The sequence below is a fragment of the Microbacterium sp. ARD31 genome (assembly GCF_031844425.1).
Map to the genome: position 1 here is coordinate 13,867 of NZ_JAUZVE010000062.1, position 24,168 is coordinate 38,034.

At 72.8% G+C, this 24,168-nt stretch carries 21 protein-coding genes and 1 pseudogene; 11 read left to right on the top strand and 11 right to left on the bottom strand.

The window, feature by feature from the left end:
- Window positions 1-2: 2 nt before the first annotated feature.
- The 3 genes from Q9S36_RS46160 to Q9S36_RS46170 form a co-directional block, all read right to left on the bottom strand.
- Window positions 3-1,622, bottom strand: coding sequence for an ABC transporter substrate-binding protein (locus Q9S36_RS46160; protein WP_311291499.1), 1,620 nt, complete (start codon window positions 1,620-1,622; stop codon window positions 3-5).
- Window positions 1,623-1,673: 51 nt separating this feature from the next.
- On the bottom strand, window positions 1,674-3,059 hold the full coding sequence (locus Q9S36_RS46165) for a serine hydrolase domain-containing protein (protein ID WP_311291500.1): 1,386 nt from the start codon (window positions 3,057-3,059) through the stop codon (window positions 1,674-1,676).
- Window positions 3,060-3,156: 97 nt separating this feature from the next.
- The gene (locus tag Q9S36_RS46170; RefSeq protein ID WP_311291501.1) at window positions 3,157-3,705 is read right to left on the bottom strand and encodes an antibiotic biosynthesis monooxygenase; all 549 of its coding nucleotides are present in this window, start codon (window positions 3,703-3,705) and stop codon (window positions 3,157-3,159) included.
- Here Q9S36_RS46170 and Q9S36_RS46175 point away from each other — a divergent pair.
- On the top strand, window positions 3,704-3,847 hold the full coding sequence (locus Q9S36_RS46175; RefSeq protein WP_311291502.1) for a hypothetical protein: 144 nt from the start codon (window positions 3,704-3,706) through the stop codon (window positions 3,845-3,847). The genes Q9S36_RS46170 and Q9S36_RS46175 overlap by 2 nt on opposite strands.
- Here the strand turns inward: Q9S36_RS46175 and Q9S36_RS46180 are convergent.
- Window positions 3,831-4,658, bottom strand: coding sequence for a hypothetical protein (locus Q9S36_RS46180; protein ID WP_311291503.1), 828 nt, complete (start codon window positions 4,656-4,658; stop codon window positions 3,831-3,833). The two genes, Q9S36_RS46175 and Q9S36_RS46180, sit on opposite strands and share 17 nt — an antisense overlap.
- Window positions 4,659-4,743: 85 nt before the next feature.
- Window positions 4,744-5,013, bottom strand: coding sequence for an acylphosphatase (locus tag Q9S36_RS46185; protein ID WP_311291504.1), 270 nt, complete (start codon window positions 5,011-5,013; stop codon window positions 4,744-4,746).
- Between the two features lie 193 nt (window positions 5,014-5,206).
- Here Q9S36_RS46185 and Q9S36_RS51735 point away from each other — a divergent pair.
- Window positions 5,207-5,659 (top strand): annotated as a pseudogene (locus Q9S36_RS51735) (MFS transporter); the annotation flags it as partial.
- A gap of 379 nt (window positions 5,660-6,038) precedes the next feature.
- On the top strand, window positions 6,039-6,548 hold the full coding sequence (locus Q9S36_RS46190; RefSeq protein WP_311291505.1) for an MFS transporter: 510 nt from the start codon (window positions 6,039-6,041) through the stop codon (window positions 6,546-6,548).
- 147 nt (window positions 6,549-6,695) lie between these two features.
- Here the strand turns inward: Q9S36_RS46190 and purB are convergent, their stop codons facing one another.
- The 4 genes from purB to Q9S36_RS46210 are packed head-to-tail and all read right to left on the bottom strand — an operon-like array spanning window position 6,696 to window position 11,278.
- The gene (gene purB / locus Q9S36_RS46195; RefSeq protein WP_311291506.1) at window positions 6,696-8,114 is read right to left on the bottom strand and encodes an adenylosuccinate lyase; all 1,419 of its coding nucleotides are present in this window, start codon (window positions 8,112-8,114) and stop codon (window positions 6,696-6,698) included.
- Window positions 8,115-8,130: 16 nt separating this feature from the next.
- Window positions 8,131-8,697, bottom strand: coding sequence for a TetR family transcriptional regulator (locus Q9S36_RS46200; RefSeq protein ID WP_311291507.1), 567 nt, complete (start codon window positions 8,695-8,697; stop codon window positions 8,131-8,133).
- Between the two features lie 32 nt (window positions 8,698-8,729).
- Window positions 8,730-9,998 (bottom strand): phosphoribosylamine--glycine ligase, encoded by a 1,269-nt coding sequence (purD, locus tag Q9S36_RS46205; protein ID WP_311291508.1) that lies wholly within the window; start codon window positions 9,996-9,998, stop codon window positions 8,730-8,732.
- Entirely contained in the window at window positions 9,995-11,278 is a 1,284-nt protein-coding gene (locus Q9S36_RS46210; RefSeq protein WP_311291509.1) for an adenylosuccinate synthase, read from the bottom strand. The genes purD and Q9S36_RS46210 overlap by 4 nt, the downstream gene beginning before the upstream one ends.
- A 191-nt stretch (window positions 11,279-11,469) precedes the next feature.
- On the opposite strand from Q9S36_RS46210, the gene Q9S36_RS46215 reads away from it, so the two are divergent.
- Window positions 11,470-12,381, top strand: coding sequence for a YegS/Rv2252/BmrU family lipid kinase (locus tag Q9S36_RS46215; RefSeq protein WP_311291510.1), 912 nt, complete (start codon window positions 11,470-11,472; stop codon window positions 12,379-12,381).
- A 15-nt stretch (window positions 12,382-12,396) separates the two neighbouring features.
- Here the strand turns inward: Q9S36_RS46215 and Q9S36_RS46220 are convergent, their stop codons facing one another.
- Window positions 12,397-13,386 carry a hypothetical protein gene (locus Q9S36_RS46220; protein WP_311291511.1) on the bottom strand — a complete coding sequence of 330 codons (990 nt, stop codon included), beginning with the start codon at window positions 13,384-13,386 and terminating at the stop codon, window positions 12,397-12,399.
- 251 nt (window positions 13,387-13,637) lie between these two features.
- On the opposite strand from Q9S36_RS46220, the gene lysS reads away from it, so the two are divergent.
- Together lysS and Q9S36_RS46230 are read left to right on the top strand one after the other, a co-directional pair.
- Window positions 13,638-15,359, top strand: a complete 1,722-nt coding sequence (lysS, locus tag Q9S36_RS46225) for a lysine--tRNA ligase (protein ID WP_311291512.1) — start codon at window positions 13,638-13,640, stop codon at window positions 15,357-15,359.
- A gap of 211 nt (window positions 15,360-15,570) precedes the next feature.
- Window positions 15,571-16,623 (top strand): hypothetical protein, encoded by a 1,053-nt coding sequence (locus Q9S36_RS46230; protein ID WP_311291513.1) that lies wholly within the window; start codon window positions 15,571-15,573, stop codon window positions 16,621-16,623.
- Window positions 16,624-16,731: 108 nt separating this feature from the next.
- Here Q9S36_RS46230 and Q9S36_RS46235 read toward each other — a convergent pair whose 3' ends face one another.
- Window positions 16,732-17,196, bottom strand: a complete 465-nt coding sequence (locus tag Q9S36_RS46235; protein ID WP_311291514.1) for a thioesterase family protein — start codon at window positions 17,194-17,196, stop codon at window positions 16,732-16,734.
- A gap of 37 nt (window positions 17,197-17,233) precedes the next feature.
- On the opposite strand from Q9S36_RS46235, the gene Q9S36_RS46240 reads away from it, so the two are divergent.
- From Q9S36_RS46240 to mctP, 5 genes are all read left to right on the top strand, one after another.
- On the top strand, window positions 17,234-17,659 hold the full coding sequence (locus tag Q9S36_RS46240) for a DUF3151 domain-containing protein (RefSeq protein ID WP_311291515.1): 426 nt from the start codon (window positions 17,234-17,236) through the stop codon (window positions 17,657-17,659).
- Between the two features lie 41 nt (window positions 17,660-17,700).
- Window positions 17,701-20,754 (top strand): hypothetical protein, encoded by a 3,054-nt coding sequence (locus Q9S36_RS46245; RefSeq protein ID WP_311291516.1) that lies wholly within the window; start codon window positions 17,701-17,703, stop codon window positions 20,752-20,754.
- Window positions 20,751-22,082: an SWIM zinc finger family protein gene (locus tag Q9S36_RS46250; RefSeq protein WP_311291517.1), complete on the top strand. Its 1,332-nt coding sequence runs from the start codon at window positions 20,751-20,753 to the stop codon at window positions 22,080-22,082. The genes Q9S36_RS46245 and Q9S36_RS46250 overlap by 4 nt, the downstream gene beginning before the upstream one ends.
- Before the next feature lie 96 nt (window positions 22,083-22,178).
- The gene (locus Q9S36_RS46255; RefSeq protein ID WP_311291518.1) at window positions 22,179-22,460 is read left to right on the top strand and encodes a DUF3311 domain-containing protein; all 282 of its coding nucleotides are present in this window, start codon (window positions 22,179-22,181) and stop codon (window positions 22,458-22,460) included.
- The coding region (mctP, locus tag Q9S36_RS46260; RefSeq protein WP_311291519.1) for a monocarboxylate uptake permease MctP at window positions 22,457-24,168 on the top strand (1,712 nt) is incomplete at its 3' end. The genes Q9S36_RS46255 and mctP, both read left to right, overlap by 4 nt.

Sequence of the window (24,168 nt, forward strand, 5' to 3'; positions counted from 1 at the left end):
GTCTACTCGGCCAGCATCCGGATCGAGAGCGGCTGCAGCTGGCCCGGCACCGCGAACTCGGCGCCCGCGCCGAAGGTGCGCGCCTGGGTGAGGGCGAAGGGCACGATGTCGGCGTTGGCGACGAGGCCGGCCTCGGCCTCGAGCCAGGCGTCGCAGCCCTCGGTGCCGGTGAGCTTCATGGCCTCCTGCACCGCCGCGTCGTACTCGTCGTTGGCGATGGCGGAGAAGTTGGTGCCGTCGGGGGCCGCCGGCCCGGAGAGGAAGGGCACGAGCTGGTCGGGGCTGCTCACGTTGAGCGAGACCCAGGCGACGTCCCAGTCGCCCGCGCCGAAGATCGTCCCGGTCAGCGTGGTCTCGTTCTGCGCCTTCGCCGTGGCGTCGACGCCGATCTCCTTCCACTGCTGCACGGCCAGCTCGGCCGCGGCGTCACCGCTGCTCCCGAGATTGTTCTGGTAGAGGAAGGTGAGCGCGAGCGGCTCGCCGTCCTTGGTCCGTACGCCGTCGCTGCCCTCGGTCCACCCGGCCTCGTCGAGCAGGGCCGCGGCTGCCTCGGGGTCGTGCTCGGGCAGCGAGCCGGACACCGAGTCGCCGGGGCACGCGACGGGCTCGTTGGCCGCGAGCACCGTCGGGGTGCTGCCCTCGCCCGAGGTCACCACGCCCTGCAGCTCCTCGAGGTCGAGGGCCTGCGTGAGCGCCATCCGGACGTCGGGGTCGCTGGTCGCCCGCCCGTCGGCGTGGTTGTACCACTGCTCGCCGGCGATCGCCGGTGAGTCGGCGCTGAACAGCCCCGACTTCGCCAGGCGCTGGGCGTCGGGCCCGCTGACGGTGGCGGCGTTGATGCCGCGCGAGAGCAGCAGGTTGGCGGCGGTCGACTCGTTCTCCACGACCTGGACCACCACGGTGGCCGGGAGGCCCTCCTCGTCGGTGGTCGCGCCGTCCGGGCCCCAGGTGTAGCCCTCGCGCAGGGTGTAGGTGTAGTGGTCGCCCGGCGCCGCCTCGGTCAGCTCGTAGGGTCCGGTGCCGGCCGTCGCCTGGCGCAGCGAGGAGCGGTCGTCGTTGCCTGCCGGGCACACGATCGGCAGGTTGGCGAGGCCGTTGAGCACGAAGGGCGCGGGCGACTGGAGCTCCAGCGTGACCGTCCGGCTCCCGTCGTCCCCCTTCGCCTTGGCCCCGACCGGGATGAACGTGCCGAGGAACGGGCTCTGGTTCTTGGGGTCGGTGACGAAGTTGAGGCTGTCGGCCACGGCGCCGGCGGTCAGCTCGGTGCCGTCGGCGCAGGTGATGCCCTCGCCGAGGGTGAGCGTCACGGTGGTGCCCTGCACGTCCCACTCGGTGGCCAGCTGGGACCCGATCTCGCCGGTCTCGCCGTCGACGCTCACGAGCGGGTCGTAGGCGAACTGGGTGACGGTGAACAGCGAGGTGCCCGCGCCCATCACCGGGTCGAGGTTGCCCGGGTCGGAGGACAGGCCGAGGGTGAACGTGGCGCCGTCGACGTACGACGCCTCGCCCTCGGGACCGCCGCCCCCCGAGCCGCCGCCGCTCCCCCCGCCGCAGGCAGCGAGGGCCGAGGCGAGGACGACAGCGAGGACGGAGGTGCGGGCAAGGGTGCTGGTCTGCTTCATGGCTGGCTCGTTCCTCGGGGACTGGCAGGGAGAGGGTGGGCGGGGCAGGGGTCAGGCGCCGGCGCGACGCACGGCGCGGCCGAGGTGGAGGTACAGGGCGTGGCCCTCACCGTCGTCACCCACGAACGCGTGGGGCATGAACATGCCGCGGTCGGCCTCCAGCGGGATGAGCATGTCGTCGCGGTAGCCCACGAGCTCGGTGCGCTCGTGCTGCCCGCCCATCTCGACCAGCAGGCCCTTGGGCACCTGCTCGATCCAGACCCGGCCGTCGTCGTCCTGGCTGACCGTGAGGTCGTAGAGCTCGGTCGAGTAGGTGCCGAGGTAGCGGGAGGCGTCGACGGGGGCGGGGTCCGCCGGGGGGTGCGGCAGCTCGGGCAGCGCCATGCCGGCCAGCTCGCGCAGGACGTGCCCGACGACCTCGTGGTAGAGCCCGAACACGTCGCCGCCGTTGGTCAGCAGCGCGACCGCGGTGCCGGTGGCCGGCACCATCCGCAGGAACGCGCCCTGGCCGATGGTGTTGCCGTCGTGGCCGACGATCTCGCCGTCCGGGGTGTCGAAGCGCTCGAAGCCCAGGCCCCAGGACGTGCCCATCAGGCCGAGCTCGGGCAGGTCCACCTGGCGCGCCTGCATGCGGCCCGACGTCCCGGGGGCGAGGACCTGCGTCCCGTCGGCGCTGCGACCGTCCGAGAGGTGCATCCGGGCGAACTCGACGAGGTCGCGGGCGCGCATCGACAGCAGCGTCCCGGCGGGGGTGTTGGAGCGGGCCATCGACCAGAACGGCGCCGGCTGGAGGTCGCCACCCTCGGCGTCGACGTGGCCCATCGCCACCCGGTGCATGATCGCCTCGTAGACGCTGACCGCGGTGTGGGTGAGCCCGAGCGGCTTCACCAGGTGCTCGCGGAGCGCCTCGTCGTACGTCGTGCCGCGCACCACCTCGACCAGCCGGCCGAGCAGGCAGTAGCCGGCGTTGTTGTAGGAGAACTGCTCCCCGGGCGGGAACAGCTGGGGCACGTCGGCGAGCGTGGCGACGTACTTCTCGATGCAGTCGTCACCGACGCCGGTGTCGGTGAAGATGTCGCCCTCGAACCCGCCGGTGTGGTTGAGCAGCTGGCGCACGGTGATCCGCGCGGCTGCCTCCTCGTCGGCGATGACGAAGTCGGGCAGGTAGGTGCGCACCGGCTCCTCGAGGTCCACCAGTCCCTCGTCGACCAGCTGCATCACCAGGCTGCTCGTCCAGAGCTTGGTGATCGACCCGATCTGGTAGATCGCGTCGGTGGTGGCGGTCACGCCCGTGCCGAGGTGCAGCACGCCGGACGCGCCGTCGACCACCTCACCGTCGTGCAGGACGGCCCACGCGGCGGAGGGCACGCCGTACTTCTCCAGCAGGTCCGGGACGTGGGCCTCGAGCCAGCTCCCGACGTGTTCCAGGTCACTCATGCGGCCACGCTAGGAAGCGCGCGCTGCCGCGGGTTGGTCGGTCAGGACAAGGTGCCCGGGTCCTGCTCGTCGGGCCGCACCAATGTGGCGGCCCGGCCTAGCGGTGCAGCCACCAGGACATCCGGCGGGTGATCCACGGCAGGAAGACGTAGGTCATCAGCGGGGTCATCACGGTGGTGACCAGCACGACCCGCGGGACGAGGGGCCAGTCGGAGATGGTGCGGGAGGCGACGAGGTTGGCGGTCAGGCTGAGCGGGAGGAAGACCAGGAAGATCACGACCATCTGCTTCCACCGCGGCGGCGCGGGCGGAGCCACGCTGAGCGCCTCGACCGTGGCCGGCTCGTCGAACCACCCCTCGATGCCGGTACGCCGCTCGCGCAGCTTCTCCTCCACGCTGCCCTGGGCCGCCTCGAGCCACCATGCCCGCTGCGGGGAGGCCTCCCACGCCGCGAGGGCGTCGGCGTCGGCGAAGCGGTAGAGCATGTGCCAGTCGGGCGACTCCTCGCTCGGACGCACCCACCCGGAGCCGAGGAAGCCGTCGAACTTCTCGGCCAGCGACGTGCCCGCCTGCACCCACGCGAGCATCTCGCTGGTGCGCGAGGGGTCGACGTGGCGGGTGACGGACACGGTGACGGGCGCGCTCATGATCGCCAGTCTCGGGCGCGGGCCCCTCCCGGGTGAAGCCGACGGCGACGAGATCCCGCCCACGTCCCACTGGCTCTCGCCCGAGAGCCGGGACTCCTACGAGGAGCGGGCGACCGTCACGCCGATCAGCGCACGCAGGTGACCAGGTCGTGCGCGCCGTCCGGTCGCGCCGCCTCGACGTAGTAGCGCACCCGGCCGTCGGGCAGCGGCACGGCGGTGGCGTAGCGGAACGCCCCGTCGGAGTGCGGCGAGGAGATCGGCGGGTGCTCGGTGCGGGTCAGCGCGGTGCCGTCCCAGACGGCGACCCCGGTGGTCTCGAACCAGTTGGACTCCGCGTCGGGACGGCCGTCGTAGAGCACCGTCCCGTCGGGCAGCACCGCGGACACGCGCGCGCCGCGCGCGTCCCACTGCCCCTTCCGCCCGGCCAGCACCTCGCCGTGGTCCTCCCACTGCAGGCCGTCGCCGCTCGTGAGCCGGCGGGTGGTCATCCGGTCCTCGTGGCCGGGCACGTCGAGCGGGTGGCAGCACAGCCACATCTCGTAGCCGTCCGCGCCCACGGTGACGACCGGGTCCTTCACACCGGTGGCGGCGTCGCCCTCGTGCACGCGACGTCGTACGCCTCCGGGCAGGGCGTCGACGCTGTCCGCGGTGAGGCTGTCGACCCACCAGTGCTTGGAGCCCGGGGTGGCGCAGGACAGGTAGAGGCGCCAGCCACCTCCGAGGAGCGGCACCAGCGCGGGCCGCTCGAACGACTCCGCGCCGAACGCCTCGCGCGAGACCTCGGCGACCTGCTCGAAGGAGACCCCGTCGTCGGACCGCGCGACGGCCACGGACACGCCGCGGCCGTCGGTGAGCGGGCGGCGGACGCGCCAGGTGAGCCAGAAGACGCCGTCGACCAGGACCGCGCTGGCCGCCCCGGCCCAGTTGCCCGGCCCGGGGCCGGGCGCGGGCACGACCACCTCGACGTCGTCGTAGGTCGGCGGGAATGACAGTGCTGGTCGTCATCCCCCCACGATAGTCGACCAGATCAGTCCAGTTTCAGTAGCGCGTCTCGAAGGTCGTCGCGCCGGTCGGGCTCGTCTCCCGGACCGCCACGCCGCTCACCCGCGCCGACGTGGGCCCATCGTGGCACCACGCCACCAGCGCGTCGACCGCCTCGGCCTCGCCCTCGGCGTGGACCAGCACGGAGCCGTCGGGCTCGTTGCGCACCCAGCCGCCGACCCCGAGCGACCTGGCCTTCTCCTCGGCGTACCACCTGAACGACACGCCCTGGACCCGACCGCTGACCCGTGCCTGCACCGCCTTCATGCCCCCATCATGCGCCGCCGCCGTGCCCGGAGGGCACCTCCACGGGGAGCACCCTGGGGGGGCCCGCGCTGGCACCGGGGTGCAAGGCTGGGCGGCGATGACCGAGAAGACGCGGGAGCCGACGGACGAGTCGACGTACGAGCCCGACCCACGACGCTGGCGGATCCTCGCGGTGTCCCTCGTGGTCGGTTTCATGTCGCTGCTCGACGTCACCATCGTCAACGTCGCGGTCCCCTCCATCCGAGCCGGCCTCGACACCAGCGCCGCCACGGTGCAGTGGGTGGTCTCGGGCTACGCCCTGGCCTTCGGCATGACGCTGGTGGCCGGCGGCCGGCTCGGGGACGCACACGGGCGGCGACGGATGATGACGATCGGCCTGCTCGGCTTCATCGTGTCGAGCGCGGCGGTCGGGCTGGCTCCCAACGCCGCCGCCATCGTGGTCGCACGCCTCGCCCAGGGGGCCAGCGCAGGCCTGCTCACGCCGCAGAACTCCGGCCTGATCCAGCAGCTGTTCCGCGGCCAGGAGCGCGGGCGCGCGTTCGGGATGTTCGGCTTCACCGTGGCCGTCGCCTCCGCGACCGGGCCGCTGATCGGCGGGGCGCTCATCGGGCTGCTCGGGGACGAGCGCGGCTGGCGCTCGCTGTTCCTCGTGAACGTCCCGATCGGCCTGGTCGCGCTCGTGCTCATCCGCCGACTGGTGCCGGACAACCCTCCCCGGGAGGAAGGGGCGCGCGACGACCCCCGCGTCGACCTCCCCGGCGCGCTCCTGCTCGGCCTCGCGGTCCTGTCGGTGCTGTTCCCGCTGATCAGCCTGGAGGGAGGCGCGGGGCTGCCGCTCGTGCTGCTCGTGGCCTTCCCCGTCCTCGCGTGGGCGTTCGTGCGCTGGGAGGTGCACACGGTGGGCCGGGGCCGGCCACCGCTCCTCGACGTCTCGCTGCTGCGCGGCCTGCCCGGCTACGCCAACGGCCTGCTCGTCGGGACGCTCTACTTCACCGGGTTCACCGGCATCTTCCTGGTGCTTCTCCGTGCACCTCCAGGAGGGCGAGGGGTTCACGCCGTTGCACACCGCCCTCCTGATGACGCCCTTCGCCTTCGGCGCCGCGGTCACCTCACCGCTGGCCGGTCGGCTCGTCGGGCGCATCGGGCGCCGGGTCACCCTGGTCGCGCTGTCGGTGATGATGACCGGCACCGCCCTCGCGGCCTGGCTGGTCACCTCGCCGCCCGACGCCCTGTGGTGGACCCTCGCGCCGGCGATGTTCCTCGCCGGCATCGGCGGCGGCGGGGTCATCTCGCCGAACTTCACCCTCAGCCTCGACAACGTGCCGCCCGAGATGGGCGGCGCCGCGGGTGGCGCGCTCCAGACCGGGCAGCGCATCGGCTCGGCCCTGGGCGCCGCGCTGCTGATGACCGTCTACCAGGCCGTCAACGCCGTGACGTCCGCCCCGGTCGCGGCGCGCTCGGCGCTCCTGGCCGCCCTGGTCGTCCTGTCCGTGGCGTTCGCCGCCGCCGTACGCTCCTGGCGCGCCGGCGACTGACGGCACTGCCGGCCGCCCTCGCAGCCGCCGCACATATGGCGACTCGAGCGGACATATGTCCGCTCAGGCATCCTGACGACGCGACATCTGGCGACTCGAGCGCACATATGTCCGCTCGAGTGGCGACATGAGCTGGACAGCCGTCCGTCAGAGGATCGCGCCCGGGACGTACGACGCCGCCTCGGGGTGGCGGGCCGCCAGCTCCTCGACCCGGGCCACGACCCCACGGGTCTGGGCCACGGCAGCGCCGGTGAACTCGATCGGGTCGGCGACGAGCGCGTCGATCTGCTCGCGGGTGAGACCCAGGCGCTCGTCGGCGGCGAGCTTGGCGAACACGTCGTTGTCGGCCTGGCCGGCGCGCATGGCGAGGGCGGTGCCGACGGCGGCCTCCTTGATCGCCTCGTGGGCGGCCTCGCGGCCCACACCGTTGCGGACCGCGGCCATCAGCACCTTGGTCGTGGTGAGGAACGGGAGGTAGCGGTCGAGCTCGCGCTGGATGACCGCCGGGAAGGCACCGAACTCGTCGAGCACGGTGAGGAAGGTCTGGAAGAGGCCGTCGGTGGCGAAGAACGCGTCCGGCAGCGCGACACGGCGCACGACGGAGCAGGACACGTCGCCCTCGTTCCACTGGTCGCCGGCGAGCTCGCTGACCATCGACAGGTGGCCGCGGACGATCACCGCGAGGCCGTTGACGCGCTCGCAGGAGCGCGTGTTCATCTTGTGGGGCATCGCCGACGAGCCGACCTGGCCCTCCTTGAAGCCCTCGGTCACCAGCTCGTGGCCCGCCATGAGCCGCACCGTGGTCGCCAGGTTGGAGGGGCCGCTGACGAGCTGGACGAGGGCGGCCACGACGTCGAAGTCGAGCGAGCGCGGGTAGACCTGGCCGACGCTGGTCAGCACCTGCTCGAAGCCGAGGTGCGCGGCGACGCGCTGCTCGAGGTCGTCGAGCTTGGCCGCGTCGCCGTCGAGCAGGTCGAGCATGTCCTGCGAGGTGCCCATCGGGCCCTTGACGCCGCGCAGCGGGTAGCGGGCGAGCAGCTCCTCGATCCGCTGGACGCCGATGAGCATCTCGTCGGCGATCGTGGCGAAGCGCTTGCCGAGGGTGGTCGCCTGGGCGGCGACGTTGTGCGAGCGGCCGGCCATCACGGTCGCCTCGTGCTCGGCGGCGAGGCGGCCGAGGCGGACCAGCGCCGCGACCGCGCGGTCGCGGACGACCTCGAGCGAGCGGCGTACCTGCAGCTGCTCGACGTTCTCGGTGAGGTCGCGGGACGTCATGCCCTTGTGGATGTGCTCGTGTCCTGCGAGGGCGGAGAACTCCTCGATGCGCGCCTTCACGTCGTGACGGGTGACGCGCTCGCGAGCCGCGATCGAGTCGAGGTCGACCGTGTCGATGACCGACTCGTAGGCCTCGACGACGCCGTCGGGCACGTCGATGCCGAGGTCGCGCTGGGCCTTGAGGACCGCGACCCACAGCTGTCGCTCGAGGACGATCTTGTGCTCGGGCGACCAGATCTCGGCGAGGTCGGCGCCGGCGTAGCGGGTGGCCAGGACGTTGGGGACGCTCACGGCCCTCATCCTCCCATCACGGGGCGACGAGCCGGCGCGCTGCCTCCACCACGGACGCCCGGCGCCTGGGCCGGGTGTTGTTGCGGGCCGACGGGGTGTACTCCGGCGGGAGCGAGGCCCACGTGGTGGCGATGCTGATCAGCAGGCCGAGCAGCACGTCGGCGGGGAAGGCGTCCGTGATGCGGCCGGCCCGCTGGCCCTTGCGGATCGCGGCGAGCTTGGCGGCGTTGGCCTCCACGATCGCAGGGTGGGGGGCATCGTCCGCCGAGCGCTCCAGCCGGTACCAGGTCGCGAGCCGCGCGAGCGACGGGTCGTCCTCGAACTGGTCGAAGATGCGCCCCATCGACTCCGGCAGGTCGTCGGCGTCGAACGGGTCGGACTCCAGCACGTCCTGCAGGAGCCCGGCCAGGACCGCCTCGAAGAGGCCATCCTTGCTGCCGAAGTAGTGGTAGATCTGCGCCTTGTTGGTCCGCGCCGCGACGGCGATCCGGTCGACGCGGGCACCGGCGATGCCGAGCTCGGCGAACTCGGCGGCCGCCGCCTCGAGGAGGCGCTGCCTGGTCGCCTCGGCGTCGCGTGCCATGGCCGGAACTTATCAACCAACCGTCCAGTTGTTCAGTCCAGCAGGGTGGCGCCCTCGACGACGCCGAGCGGCTCGGCGGCGATGTCGCGACGCCACTGGGCGCCCGGGAAGCTGATGCTGGCGATGCCCTCGTACGCCTTCGCGCGGGCATCGGCGACGTCGGTGCCCGTCGCGCGGACGGCCAGCACGCGACCACCGGCCGTCACCAGCCCGGCCTCGGTGCGCGCCGTGCCGGCGTGGACGACGTCGACGTCGTCCTCCCGCGCGAGGGTCTCGGTGCCGACGATGACGTCGCCCGTGCTGGAGCCCTCGGGGTAGCCGGCGCTGGCCATCACGACGGTGACGGCGGCGCCGTCCGCGAAGGTGGGGGCGGGCACGGCGGCGAGGTCGCCCGACGCCGCGGCGGACAGCAACGCACCCAGCGGCGAGGTGAGCAGCGCGAGCACCGGCTGGATGTCGGGATCGCCGAAGCGGCAGTTGAACTCGATCACCTTCGGGCCCGCGGCGGTGAGGGCGAGGCCGACGTAAAGGCACCCGACGAACGGCGCGCCCCGGCGCCGCATCTCGGCCAGCGTCGGCTCGACCACCCTCGTCATCACGTCCTCGACGGTGCCCTCGGGCAGCCAGGTCAGCGGGGCGTAGGAGCCCATGCCGCCCGTGTTGGGGCCGCGGCCGCCGTCGTGGATCCGCTTGAAGTCCTGTGCCGGGACGAGCGGCACGCCGATCGCGCCGTCACAGACGACGAAGATGGAGAACTCCGGGCCGTCGAGGAACTCCTCCACGACGACCCGCTCGCACCCCGCGGCGTGGGCGAGGGCGCTGGCGCGGTCGCTCGTGACGACCACGCCCTTGCCGGCGGCCAGCGAGTCGTCCTTGACGACGTACGGCGCCCCGAACGCGTCGAGCGCCGCGGCCACCTCCTCGGCCGTGGTGCACGTGCGCGAGCCCGCGGTCGGCACCCCGGCGGCGGCCATGACCTCCTTGGAGAAGGCCTTCGACCCCTCCAGCCGGGCCGCCTCGCGCGAGGGTCCGAAGCACGCGATGCCCGCGGCCAGCACGGCGTCGGCGACCCCGGCGACGAGCGGCGCCTCGGGGCCGACGACGACCAGGTCGGCGCCGACCGAGGTGGCGAGACCGGCGACGGCCGCGCCGTCCATCGGGTCGACGTCGTGGAGCGTGGCGACCGCAGCGATGCCCGGGTTGCCGGGCGCGGCGTGCACCTCGGTGACGGCAGGGTCGCGCGCCAGGGCGATGGCGAGCGCGTGCTCGCGGCCACCGCTCCCGATGACGAGGGTCCTCACCCGTGCACCACCACGGTCTGCTCGCGGCCCGGCCCGACGCCGACGCCCCAGATCCTCGCGCCCGAGATCTCCTCGAGGGCCTGGACGTAGACCTGGGCGTTCTTGGGCAGCTCGTCGAAGCTGCGGCAGCCGGAGATGTCGCTCTTCCAGCCGTCGAAGAACTCGTAGACCGGCTTCGCGTGGTGGAACTCGGTCTGGGTCATCGGCATCTCCTCGACCCGCTCGCCGTCGATCTCGTAGGCGACGCAGACCGGGATCCGGTCCCACGCGCCGAGGATGTCGAGCTTGGTGAGGAAGAGCTCGGTGAGGCCGTTGACGCGGCTGGCGTAGCGCGCGACCACGGCGTCGTACCAGCCGCAGCGCCGGGTGCGGCCGGTGGAGACGCCGATCTCGCCGCCGAGCTGCTGCAGCTGCGCGCCGTCCTCGTCGAAGAGCTCGGTCGGGAACGGGCCCGAGCCGACGCGGGTCGTGTAGGCCTTGATCACGCCGATGACGCGGTCGATGCGAGTCGGGCCGATGCCGGCGCCCACGCAGACGCCACCGGCCACCGGGTTGGAGGAGGTGACGAACGGGTACGTGCCGTGGTCGACGTCGAGCATGGTCGCCTGCGCGCCCTCGAAGAGCACCGTCTGGCCGGCGTCGAGCGCGCGGTTGAGCAGCAGCGAGGTGTCGCAGACCATCGGCCGCAGGCGGTCAGCGTACGACGTGAGCTCCTCGACGACCGCGTCGACCTCGATGGCGCGGCGGTTGTAGACCTTGGTGAGCAGGTGGTTGCGCACGTCGAGCGCGGCCTCGACCTTCTGGGCGAGGATCTTCTCGTCGAAGAGGTCGGCGATGCGCACCCCGACGCGGTTGATCTTGTCGGCGTAGGCCGGGCCGATGCCACGACCGGTGGTGCCGATCTGGTTCTTGCCGAGGAAGCGCTCGGTGACCTTGTCGATCGTCGCGTGGTAGCTGGCGATGACGTGGGCGTTGGCGCTCACCTTGAGGTCGGCGACCTCCACGCCGCGCTCGACGAGCCCGTCGAGCTCGCGGAACAGCGCCTCCGGGGAGACGACGACGCCGCCGGCGATCACCGAGGTGGCACCCGGCGTGAGGATGCCGCTGGGCAGCAGGTGGGTGGCGTACTTCTCGCCGTTGACGACGATGGTGTGGCCGGCGTTGTGGCCGCCGCTGGTGCGGACCACGTAGTCGATCGGGTCGGTGGTGGCGAGCAGGTCGGTGGCCTTGCCCTTGCCCTCGTCGCCCCACTGGGCGCCGAGCACGACGATCGCGGGCATCTCAGCCCTCCTAGTCACGTCAGCAGAATTGACGACAGAAATGACGACAGCCCCGGCACAAGGCACCGGGGCTCTTGCGGCGCCACGTTACCGCACCCCCGCGGGGGCGCCGAGCCGGCGGAACGCCCACGGACGGGCGGCGGCACCTGTGGGTGGGATGCGGACGTGTCCCGGTGGGCTAGTGTCCGGCCGTGCGCTCCCTGCTCGTGATCACCAACGCCGACGCCGGCACCTCCGACGAGGAGCGCCTGGCCGCGGCACTCGAGGTGCTGCGCGCGAAGGCGTCGGTCGAGGTCGCCAAGACGTCCAACCCCGGCGAGCTCGACGGGGTGCTGCACCGTGCCGGCGGGCGCACCGTCGTCGTCGCCGGCGGCGACGGCAGCCTGCACGCGGTCGTCACCGCGCTCTACAAGCGCCACGAGTTGTCCGGCACGACCCTGGGGCTGCTGCCGATGGGCACCGGCAACGACTTCGCCCGCGGCAACGACATCCCCCTCGAGATCGAGGACGCCGCCCGGCTCGTGCTGAGCGGCCGGCCGCGACCGGTGGACCTGATCGTCGACGAGACCGGCAGCATCGTGGTCAACAACGTGCACGTCGGCGTCGGCGCCCAGGCCAGCCGCAAGGGCGCGAGCTGGAAGACCCGCCTCGGCGCGGTCGGCGTCGGCAAGGTCAACCTCGGCAAGCTCGGCTATCCCATCGGCGCGCTCCTGTCGGCCTTCCACCCCCCGAACTGGCGGCTGCGCGTGGAGCTCGACGGGGAGGTCGTCAACGACGTCAACCGTCCGGTCCTCATGGTCGCGATCGGCAACGGCGGCAACGTCGGCGGCGGCACCGAGCTCAACCCCGACGCCGACACCGAGGACGGGCTGCTCGACGTGATGATCAGCCGCGCGGTGAAGCCGATGGCCAAGCTCGGCTACGTCGCCCGGCTCCGCAAGGGCGAGCACGACGAGCGCGACGACGTGGTGACGCTGCGCGGCCGCACCGTCAAGGTGAGCGGCGATGAGTTCTGGCTCTCGGCCGATGGGGAGATCTCCGGGCCCGAGCGCAGCCGCAGCTGGCGCCTGGAGCCGGCGGCGTACTCGATGATCCTGCCCTGAGGGGCCCGGCCGACCTCAGAGCCAGCCGCGGCGCACCGCCTCGACACCGGCCTGGAAGCGGGTGTCCACGCCGAGCTCGGTCATGAGCGAGGCGATGCGGCGGCGCACCGTCCGCAGCCCGATGCCGAGCTTGCGGGCGATGACCTCGTCGGTGGCTCCCGCCATCAGCTGCTCGAGGAGGAACTGCCTGCCGTCGAGGCTGATGTCGCCCGCCTCGAGCTCGGGAACCGGGGCGGCGCTCGCCCACATCGACTCGAACCACATCGTCAGCGCGGCGACGATCGAGCGCTGCCGGACGTGCACCCGCGGCTCGTCGGCGAAGCCGAGCGGCTCGGGCAGCACCGCGTGGGCGTCGCCGAAGATGAACATCCGGGTGCGCACCTCCGACATGACCCGCACCTCCTCGCCCAGCCGGGCGCGGACCCGCAGGGCCTCGGGCGCCTCGGTGAGGGCTCGCACGGGGTAGATCGCCCGCGACCGGCGCCCGGACGCCATCGCCTCGGCGAGCATCTCGCTCACCTTGGACTCGCGGGGCATCGCCCAGGCGTCGGGTCGCAGCCACAGCATGTCGCCGCGGCTGGTGCGGACCATGAGCTTCAGGAGCTCGAGGGGGTCGCCACCCGAGCTGAGCTCACCGTCGAGCGGGTGCACCTCGCTGAGGTGCTGACGGTCGGGGCGCGTCGTCGCGGCCACCAGGTGCGGCACCGCGCTCGACAGCTCGGCGAGCTTGGTGGCCGACGCGGCAGCAGTACGCGCCTCCTGCAGCACCAGCTCCGACAGGACGTCGGCCAGGGCGGGGACCACGACGCGGTCCTCGTTGAGGACCACGAGTCCGCGGTCCATCAGCGGGCGGAGGTCTCTCAGCAGCCGCTCCGGCCCCACCTGCACCAGCTGGGCCACGCCGGTGAGCGTGTGGCCCGAGACCGGGACGAGCCGGAAGTAGAGGTGCTCGGTCGCACGGTCGAGGCCGAGTGCAGCGAGGACGGAGGACGGGTCGCCGGGCATGCTGGCAGTTTAGTGCCAGCGGCACTCGCGACCCCCGTGGCAGCGACCGGCCACTCCATACTGGGGCGACCAGTCGCGTGCGGGGGTGTGCGACGCGGTCGGCTCCCTCCGGGAGCACAGCGTCGGAGTCGCCGCGGGGGACGGCTCCGGCGCTTCCCCCATTTCCCGGCCCTCGCCCGTGCGAGCGGCCCCTCCGTCCGCCGCGTCGCCCGCGCGCGGCGCGGACCGCGCGCCCCGTTAGCCTTGCGCGCATGGCACGAGGTGGGCGACAGGCACAGGGCGATCCGGTCGACTGGGTGACGCGCGCGGCGGACGACGCCGTACGTCACGCCGGCGAGGGCAACCCGGTCACCGTGGCCTCGGGGGCGTCCCCCAGCGGACCGATCCATCTCGGCAACCTGCGCGAGTTCATCACCCCGCACTTCGTCGCCGAGGAGCTGCGCCGGCGCGGCGTGCCGGTGCGCCACCTGCACTCCTGGGACGACTACGACCGCTTCCGCAAGGTGCCCGCCGGGGTGCCGGCGGAGTGGGCCGAGCACATCGGTCGCCCGCTGACGGCCGTCCCGGACCCGTGGGAGTGCCACGGCAGCTGGGCCGACCACTTCAAGGCCCCGCTGCAGGACGCGCTGCGCGAGCTGGGCGTGGAGATGGAGGAGGTCTCCCAGACGGAGATGTACACCTCCGGCGCCTACCGCGACCAGGTGCTGCTGGCCGTCTCCCGGCGCGACGAGATCGAGGCGGTGCTCGCCCAGTACCGCACGAAGAAGGTCGCGCCCGCCGAGGACGCCTCCGAGCAGGAGGCCGCCGACCTCGCCGACTCGGTCGCCAACGAGGACGACGAGGAGGGCGACCCCTCGGCGAGCTCCTCCGCCGACGCGATCGCCCGCTTCCCCTACCGCCCCTACTGCCGCCAGTGCGGTCGCGACACCGTCACCACGACGGCGTACGACGACGCCACCACGACGCTGTCCTACACCTGCGCCTCGTGCGGGTTCGAGGGCACCACGAACCTCTCCACCGACACCGACGGCAAGCTGGTGTGGAAGGTCGACTGGCCGATGCGCTGGGCCTACGAGTCGGTGAACTTCGAGCCGGCCGGTCGCGACCACATGACCCCCGGCTCGTCCTACACCGTCGGCACGGAGCTGGTCTCCTCGATCTTCGACTGGCGCGCGCCCGCCCGGGTGATCTACGCCTTCGTCGGCTTCGCCGGCGTGCAGAAGATGTCGTCGTCGGCCGGCGGCGTGCCCACGGCCGCCGACGCGCTGCGGATCCTCGAGTCGCCGATGCTGCGCTGGCTCTACGTCCGCCGGGCGCCGACGCAGGCCTTCGACATCGACTTCGGCCCCTCCGTCGTGCGGCTCTACGACGAGTGGGACGCCCTCGGCCGCAAGGCCGCGGAGAAGGCCGACGTCGCCACCCTCGCGTGGCACCGCGCCTCCGAGACCGCGGCCGCCGGGCGGCTGCCGACCTCACCGGTGCCGGTGCCGTTCCGCACGCTGTCGTCGGTCGCCGACGTGACCGCTGGCTCCGCCGAGCTGATCTCGCGGATCATCGAGTCCGCGGGCTTCCCGCACGACTCCGTCGACGACCTCGAGCCGCGGCTGTCCAAGGCCATGCAGTGGACCGCCGAGCACGTCTCCGCCGACGAGCGCACCAACGTCCGGTCCGATCCCGACACCGAGCGGCTCTCCTCGCTGACCGAGGACGAGGAGCTCTGGCTGCGGATCTTCCTCGACCGCCTGCCCGCCGAGCCCGACCTCGACTCGGTGACCGCGGTCGTCTACGGCACGCCCAAGGTGGCCCGCGGCCTCGGCTTCGACGACGCCCCCACCGACCAGGTGAAGGCCGACCAGAAGAACTTCTTCCGGCTGCTCTACAACCTCCTCGTCTCCGCCGACCGCGGCCCGCGCCTGCCGACGCTCGTCCTCGCGCTCGGGACGGAGAAGGTACGCCGCCTCCTCGGCGCCTGAGCCGTCCCCTGGGGGCCACTCGAGCGGACATATGGCCGCTCGAGTCGAGTCGCACCGCTCACCCAGTGACCATTTCACCCGACCAGTACGTCACCGCGCACCCGCTCCGGCATGACCGGGACTCATCCACAGCCATCGCCGTTCGCTGCCTGTCCACACCCATCGCCGGCGCAGGGTCGCGCCTCACTCAGCGCCGTCGCATCGTGCCTGCATGAGACCAGCACTTGCGGCAGCAGCGGCCGCGCAAGGCGGCGTGTTCAGTCGCAGGCAAGCCCTCCTCGCGGGCTACACCGCCCGGGAGATCAGGGCACTGACTCGGCCAGGCGGGATCTGGGCGGTCGTGCGGCACGGCATCTACTGCCAACGCCTCGACCTGGACCAGCTCGACACGCGGGAGCGCTGGGTCATCAAGGACCGTGCAGCCGTGCTCAGCAGCCAGCGCCCCGCGATCTTGAGCCACGACTCGGCCGCCAGAGTCCTCCGGATCGACACGCTGGACCCGCCGACCCAGTCGACCCACCTCACCATCCTGGGCCCCACCGGGAGCCGGACCAACGGCGGCGTGACCCGCCACCGTGATCTCCTCCCGTTGTGCGTCGAGAGGGCCGACGGCCTCCTTGTCACGTCCTACGCGCGCACTGCTGTCGACATCGCACGCTGGCACGGCTACCGCCACGGATTGGTCGCCATCGACTCAGTCCGACAGATGGGCGTGCCTCTGAGCGATCTCGACGCCGAGCTCTCGCGGATGGTTCGTCATCCCCACGTGGCACGTGCCCGAGCGGCGGTCAGCGACTCCGACGCGGGCGCGGAGTCCGTCCTCGAAACCTTGGGACGCGAGCTCGTCGCGTCGCTGGGACTCGGCGAGATCGAGACCCAGTTCGCAGTACGGATCGCTGGTGGACGCATCGTCTGGTGCGATCTCCGCGTGGGCTGCCACATCTTCGAGTGCCACGGCAAGCTCAAGCTGATCCCGGTCAGCGCGGGCGGCGTGGCCGAGGAGCCCCCGCAAGAGGTCCTGTGGAAGCAGCGGGCCAGGCAGACAGACATCTGCGCCGAGGGGTTGGGCGCATCGAGCATCGTCTGGGCGGACTGCTTCGGCGCCGGCCGCGAGAGGGCCCGGCAGCGGCTGCGCAAGGAGTACGCCGTGACTGCAGCGCGATTCGGCCAAGAGCTCCCGGCCCACCTGCGGAGGTTCGCCGATGCGCACCCGCGCCGGCGTTCCGCGGACTTGTGGACGCCCGACCTCGCGTCAGCCGCCTGAGGACGAACAGCCCACTGGGACACACATGTGGTCGCTCCCCGCCCGGTACGACGCCACTCGAGCGGCCATATGTCCGCTCGAGTCGGGGTGTGAGGACCGACGAACTGCTTAGCTGCGGAAGCCGACCGGCTCGCCGAGGTAGCGCTCGAGGTCGGCGCGGACCGCGTCGCTGATCGTCCACGCCGACTGCGCGTGGTGGTCCCAGAGCACGTTGACGCACTCCCACACCGCTGCCGGGTGGCCGCCCGACTCGACCCGCAGCTCGGCGGACACCGTGAAGGACGACCGGCCGACGCGCGAGACCCACAGCGCGGCGAGGAACGGCTGGTAGGGCACGAACCGCATCTCGGAGTGGTACTCGATCGTCTGCGAGGCGACGAGCTCCGAGACCCCCGGGTCGGCCCGGTGCAGCAGCCCCGCGGCGCCCTCGGGCAGGCCGGGGAGGCGGGCGAAGCGCAGGAACTCGTAGCGGGCCTCGTCGAGCACCCGGACCGCCTCGACGTTGTCCACGTGCCCGGCGAGGTTGATGTCGCGGAAGCGCGCCTGGATCTCGGTCGTGAAGGTCTCACCCATGGGCGCAGTCTCCCCGACCCGGTCCTAGGGTTGGCCCATGACCTCCGGTTCCTTCGGCGGCGACCTGATGGCCGGTCCCCCGCCCACCCACCTGCCCGCCGACCCCGCCGACGCCGAGCTCGCCGGCGGCGACGCTCCGGCTGCCGTCGTACGCCGCCACCCGGCGTCGCCGGCCGCGTGGGCCGCCCTGGCCCAGCAGGCGCACGACGCCGGCGCGGACGACGTGACGGTCTACGCCTACGCCCGCGTCGGCTACCACCGCTCGCTCGACATGCTGCGCCGCAACGGCTGGAAGGGCCACGGCCCGGTGCCGTGGGAGCACGAGCCCAACCGCGGCTTCCTGCGCTCGCTCGCCCTCCTCGCGCTGGCCGCACGGGCGATCGGCGAGACCGAGGAGTGGCAGCGCTGCTCGACGTTCCTGCGCGACTCCAGCGCCACGGCGGCCGACGAGCTGCTCGGCTGATCTCCTCCCCCCGACCGCCGCTTCGGCCTAGGCTGCGCGGCGTGACGGGGGAATCGCACGACGTCGGCGCACGCCTGCGCGAGCTGGTGCTCGCCGGGGACCTCGAGACCCTGCGCTCGTACGTCGACGGGCTGGCGGGGGACGACCTCGCGGTGGCGCGCCGGTGGGTCGCGAGCAAGCACGACGTCGACCGCCACCCCGGCCCGCCGGAGCTCGGCGACTGGATGCACGAGGGCACCTACGAGCGCTACGTGGCCATGCGGCGCGCGCGACTCGTGTCCCACGCCCGGTTGGGAGCGCCCGCCGCGGCGGTCAAGGCTGTGGCTGCCGAGCTGTCCTTCTGGGACAACCACGACCAGCCGGAGCTCGTGGCCGCGTTCGTCGAGAAGGACGCCCGGTGGATCGAGTCCTTCGCGAGCGCGGCGGACGCCGTCCGTCCGTCGGCCCAGGGTGCCAGCACGGTCCTGATGCTCCTGGACGCCGTGGTGCGGGCCCACGGACTGCCCGCACCGGCAGGAGCGCTCTTCCACGAGGGCTGGATCCGGCAGCTCCAGGGCCAGGTCGAGCCGTCGCGGTGGACGGACCGCGAGCCGACGCTCGAGCACCTCCTGGCGGACCCGCTCCTCCCGGACGTCGTCTACCTCCAGCTCGCGTCGGGCGAGGTGGGCGCGTGGCCGGCCTTCGGCCAGGTCCTGCCGACCCTCGTCGAGAAGGGGCTGATCGACCGCGACCGCACCCTCGCGATCGCGCTCGAGCAGCTGACCGCGGGCCAGAAGCCGTCCTCGCAGAATGCGCTGGTCGGCGTCCTCAGCGCGCTCGGGCTGCGCGCCGACGAGGTGCCCGGCGGCCTCGACCTGCTGCTGAGCATCCTGTCGTCCTGCCACGCCTCGGCCGTCGCGCCGGTCCTCGCCCTGGCCATCGAGTCCGTCCGGACCGGCGAGGACGCCGTCGAGCTGGCCCGGGTCGTCGCACCCCGCGCGCAGAAGGGCGTGCGCCGCACGCTGCTGAAGGCCCTGGCACCCGACGCCGTCGGCACCCGCGTGGACCACGCCGGGCTGCTCGAGGCGGTCGAGGTGTTGGCCGAGGCCGACGACGACCTCACCGACAGGGAGAGGTACGACAAGGCCCGGGCCGCGCTCGGCGGGACGGCCGGCGCCGCGCCCGAGGCTCCCGACGCACTCGGGCTGTGGGACCTCGAGCTCCCGCCTGCCGCGGCACCCACCGGGTGGCAGAACCCGTGGCGGCGCCCGCTGCGCGACCGCCTGTGGCAGGCGCTGCGCACCGGCTCGTCGCGCGACGACAGCCTCACCGACGACGTCCTCGTCGCACTGGCTCGCGGCACGCTGACGGCGGCCGAGATGCGCGTGACCGCCCACGAGCTCGCTGCCGAGGGCGCGCTCAGCCCGGTCCACACGGTGGCGCTCCTCGAGCCGCTCTTCCTCGCCGGCGCGATGCAGGCGACCTGGGCCGTGGCCGTGGAGGTCGCCGACCTCTGCGCCGCCCCGCCCCGACCGGCCTCCGGGCTCGACCGGCTGCTGGCCTTCCTCGCGACGTACGCCGTCGAGGTCCCGCGCCCGCACGACCTCCCCGCCCACTTGCTGCGGCTCGCCGACGGCCGGTCGAAGTCCGCGCAGGAGGCCGGACGACTGGCCACGTTGCTCGGCTCGTCGCGGGAGCCCGGTGCGGCCGTCCCCGCAGCCCTCGGGTCGTGGACCGAGCAGACCGAGCGGGTCCCGTGGGGACTCGCCTACCCGCCCACCCGCGACCTCGGCACGATCGGCCCGCGCATCGCGGCGACACCGTTCGAGCCGCACCAGGTCCCCGGGGCGGTGCGCCGTCGGGTGCTGACGTCGCTGCTCCTCGACGAGCTCGTGGCCCTGGTCGTCGAGCACGGCGCCGCAGCGGTCCGCGACGTGTTCGCCGGGTGGTCCGAGAGTCGGGTCTCGGGCGCCTTCCCCGAGGCGGTGGCCCTGTGGGCGCGAGGTGAGCTCACGACCGCGTCCTACTGGACGCTGGCACGGGCGACGGCCTCGGTCGACGACCTCCTGCCCGGCTGGCTGGAGGAGATGGACCCGATGGAGGCCCACACGAAGTCCTTCCAGTGGACCGTCCGTGACGGCCTGGCCTCCGCCGAGCCGGTGATGCCGAAGTGGTGGTCGGACCAGTGGCGCGGCGCGCAGTCATGGCTGGAGTTCCTGCACACCTGCGAGGCGCTCCTCGTCGCCGAGCGGGGCGGCCGGGTCGTCAGCACCACCGACGTCAGCGACGGCAGCCTCGGCCTCGACCACCTGTGGGAGCGTCTCGCCGCGGCCGAGAGCGTCGGGCCGCTCGACCTGAGGCTCGCACTGGGGCGGCTCCGTCCGGGCGACCTCCGCAGCGTGCCGGAGGCAGCCGTCGAGGCCCTGGTCGACCCTGCGCTGTCCTCGCCGGACGGGTCGCGGCAGGACCGCGCGGTCGACGTCGTGCAGCGCTGGGTCGACGGCGGCGGGCTGCGCCTCACGCCGAAGCGCACCAACGTCCCCCACCAGTGGGCGTACGACGCCGCGTGCCCGGTGCCGTGGAGCTCGTGCGAGGCCCTGGCCGGGGCACCTCTCGACGACGGGCCACCCCGCGCGCGGGCGGACGACGCCTACACCCTCCCCGGACGACCCGACCTCTGGCTGCGCCAGGGCTTCCACGGGCACGACGCCGACGACAGCCTGGCCGACGTGGGTGGCCCGATCGGCGTGCACGGCTGGTCCGTGGTCCTCGACCACCTCTTCACCCCGTCGCCGACCGTCCACCACGACCCGGACTTCGTCAGCCTCGTGCGACTCCAGGACCAGGGACGGCTCGACCCGGCCGTGGCGGTGCGCGCGGCCAGCGCGCGCTGGGACGCTGCGCCGCCGGACGCGGCGGACGGCGCCCTCGGGTGGGAGCGGGCGATGCTCCGCGGCGCGTTGCGCGGACTGTGGCCGGTGGCGGTCGCGATCGTGGAGGCCGGGCTGGCCCGCGACGAGCGACCGGCCGATCTCGACCCCCTCGTCGCCGTGCTGCGCCGGCGGATGCACGAGGTCCCGCCCGAGCACGTCCCCGACTTCCTGGAGCAACGATGAGCGGATACGGCGCGGCCTCCGCGCTCCTCGACGGGCCCACCGGGCGGCGGCTCGGGCTCGAGACGGCGACCGCGCTCACGCCCACAGGCCTGGTGGAGCGTCCCGTCTTCTTCCGGGGCTTCCCCGCGCACCCGCAGGTCTTCGCGGCCGGGCTGCTGGCGGTCGCCGACGTCGCCGCGACGACGTACGCCGACTTCGGGCTGGCGCAGCGGCTGGCCAACCTCGACCCGGTGGTGACGGCGAGCGGCGACCGGCTGCGCTTCGAGTCCTTCTCCGGGTGCAACTCCGTCCACACCCGGCTCGACGTGCTGCCCGACGGCCTCGACGGCGGCGAGGTGGGCTTCGGCACGACCAACGTCGACATCAACCAGCCGCTGCGGTCGGCCCTCGCCAAGATGGGCGGCGCCGACCTGCTCCACCTCTCCGTCGGACCCGACGAGCTCCGCGCGAGCACGCCGGACGAGGCCCACGTCGAGCGCAAGGTCTCGCTGCCCGACCGGTGGGTCCGCGGGCTGGCGGAGGTGCCGTACGTCAGCGCGTCGATGACCCAGCACGCCGAGCTGTCCGGCGCCGCGATCCCGCGCTTCGCCCGCGACCTGCCACGGTCGGGGTCGCCCGGACCGGTCGTCCACCTCCTCGTGGGCCACGGCACCGCGCGCGTGCTGCCGCGGGCGCTGCCGGCCTCGATCGAGATCCCGGGCGCCACGCGGCTGAGGGGCATGGACCGGGTGCTGCGCTTCGCCCGTCGGCTCACGATCCACCGCGACCAGCACGGCGCGACGGCGTGGGTCTTCGACCTGCCGGGAGCCCGGTTGACCCTCGTGCTCACCGCGCACCCGTTCCGCGGGTTCTCCGGCGAGGGCGGCCTCCTGCTGCGCCTCGTCAGCCGCACGAGCGAGCAGCACGGGCGCGCGCTCCTCGACATCCTGGGCTGGGACCCCGTGATCGACGCCGCGGCGCTCGCCGAGCGGGCCGGGCTCCCGCCCGCGCAGGTCGCCGACGGGCTGGCGTGGCTCGCGGCCTCCGGCCGGCTCGGGCACGACCTGACCGAGGGTGCGTGGTTCCACCGCGAGCTCCCGACCGACGCCGAGCAGGTGATCCGCCGCAACCCCCGGCTGCGGCACGCGCACGAGCTCGCTGAGACCGACGGCGTACGCCCTGACGGCACGGGCACGTGGCGGGTGCGCGGCAGCAGGGACACCGAGCACACCGTGCAGGGATCAACCGGGTCGGACCTGGTCTGCACCTGCCCGTGGGCCGACAGCCACGCCGCCGGTCGCGGGCCCTGCAAGCACGTCCTCGCCGTGCTCCTCACGACCGCCGGCTGACCGTTCGTCGCGCCAGACCGACCGCTCGTCGGCGTCGCGATCCCGCCCCTCCCAGGGGTGGGTGACGGCCGTCACGCCGGGAGTAAGGTCTCGCGGGTGAATTCCGGGAACACTGCACAGTCGCGCCCCGACGAGGGCCCGCCCCCGACCGACAAGACGAAGATGGCGATCGCCGGAGTCCTGCTCCTGATCCCCATCGTCGCCCTCCTGTGGGTGCCGAGCTACGCGAGGACGGAGCCGGAGCTGCTCGGCTTCCCGTTCTTCTTCTGGTACCAGTTCCTCTGGGTCTTCATCTGCTCGGCGCTGACCTTCGCCGCCTACCGGCTCACGCTCTCGGCCCGCGGCCTGACCAGCCACAAGGTGGGTGAGGACCGGTGACCCCGCAGCTGACGGTGCTGGCCGCCGACACCGGCGGCGTCAACGGCGTCGCCCTCGGGGTGCTGATCGCGCTCTTCGCGGTCGTCACCGTCGCCGGCTTCATGGCGAGCCGCTTCATGCGCGCCGACTCCATGGAGTCGCTCGACGAGTGGGGGCTGGGCGGGCGCAAGTTCGGCACCTGGATCACCTGGTTCCTGCTGGGCGGCGACCTCTACACGGCGTACACGTTCGTCGCCGTGCCCGCGGCCATGTTCGCCACGGGCGCCGTCGCCGGCTTCTTCGCCGTGCCCTACACGATCGTGCTCTACCCGATCATCTTCATCTTCATGGCGCGACTGTGGTCGGTGAGCCACCGCCACGGCTACGTCACCACCGCCGACTTCGTCCGCGGGCGGTACGACGACCGAGGGCTGTCGCTGGCCGTCGCGGTCACCGGCTTCGTGGCCACCATGCCCTACATCGCCCTCCAGCTCGTCGGCATCCAGGCGGTGCTCGAGGTGGCCGGGCTGGGCGGCGGCGACAACATCATCGCCAAGGACGCCCCGCTCTTCATCGCCTTCGCGCTGCTGGCCGCCTACACCTACTCCAGCGGCCTGCGCGCCCCTGCGGTGATCGCGTTCGTGAAGGACATCCTGATCTACCTGGTCATCATCGTCGCCATCGTCTACCTGCCCGGCCAGGTCGGCGGCTGGGACGCGATCTTCGGCGCCGCCGAGGAGAAGATGGCCGCCACCAACGAGGCGACCGGCAAGCCGACGGGCGCGTTCATCCCCGGCGTCGGCCAGGGCTGGGCGTACGCCACCCTCGCGCTGGGCTCGGCGATGGCGCTGTTCATGTACCCGCACTCGGTGACCGCGTCGCTGTCGTCGAACTCGCGCAACACGATCCGCCGCAACGCCGCGATCCTGCCGGCGTACTCCTTCGTGCTCGGCCTGCTGGCCCTGCTCGGCTGGGTCGCCATCGCGGCGGGCACGCAGCCGATCGGGCTCGACGGGGAGCCCAACGCTCAGCTGGTCATCCCCCAGCTGTTCGAGGACATGTTCCCGTCGTGGTTCGCCGGCGTGGCCTTCGCCGCGATCGCGATCGGCGCCCTGGTGCCGGCCGCGATCATGTCGATCGCCGCCGCCAACACCTTCAGCCGCAACATCTACAAGGAGTGGCTGAAGAAGGACGCCACCCCGGCCCAGGAGGCCAAGGTCTCCAAGCTGATGTCGCTGCTGGTGAAGGCGTTCGCGCTGGTCTTCGTGCTGACGCTCGACAAGCAGAACGCGATCAACTTCCAACTCCTCGGCGGCATCTGGATCCTGCAGACCTTCCCGGCCGTGGTGTTCAGCCTCTTCACCCGGTGGTTCCACCGCTACGGCCTCCTCGTGGGCTGGGCCGTCGGCATGGTCTACGGCACGGTCGAGGCCTACCAGGTCATCAACCCCGTCACCGGCAAGCACTTCGGCGGCTCCCTCGGCGAGATCCCGGGGCTCGGCGAGATGGGCTACATCGCGATGACCGCCTTCGTGATGAACGTGGTCCTGGCCGTGGTCATCAGCGCGGTCCTCAACGCGATGAAGGTGTCCAACGGGTCCGACGAGACGATCCCGTTCGACTACTTCGCCGACGCCGACGACCCGCGGGTGCAGAAGGACCTCTCGGAGCACGGCCACCACGGCGACGCCTACGGCGACCCGGACGACATCCCGGGCAACGCGCCGGC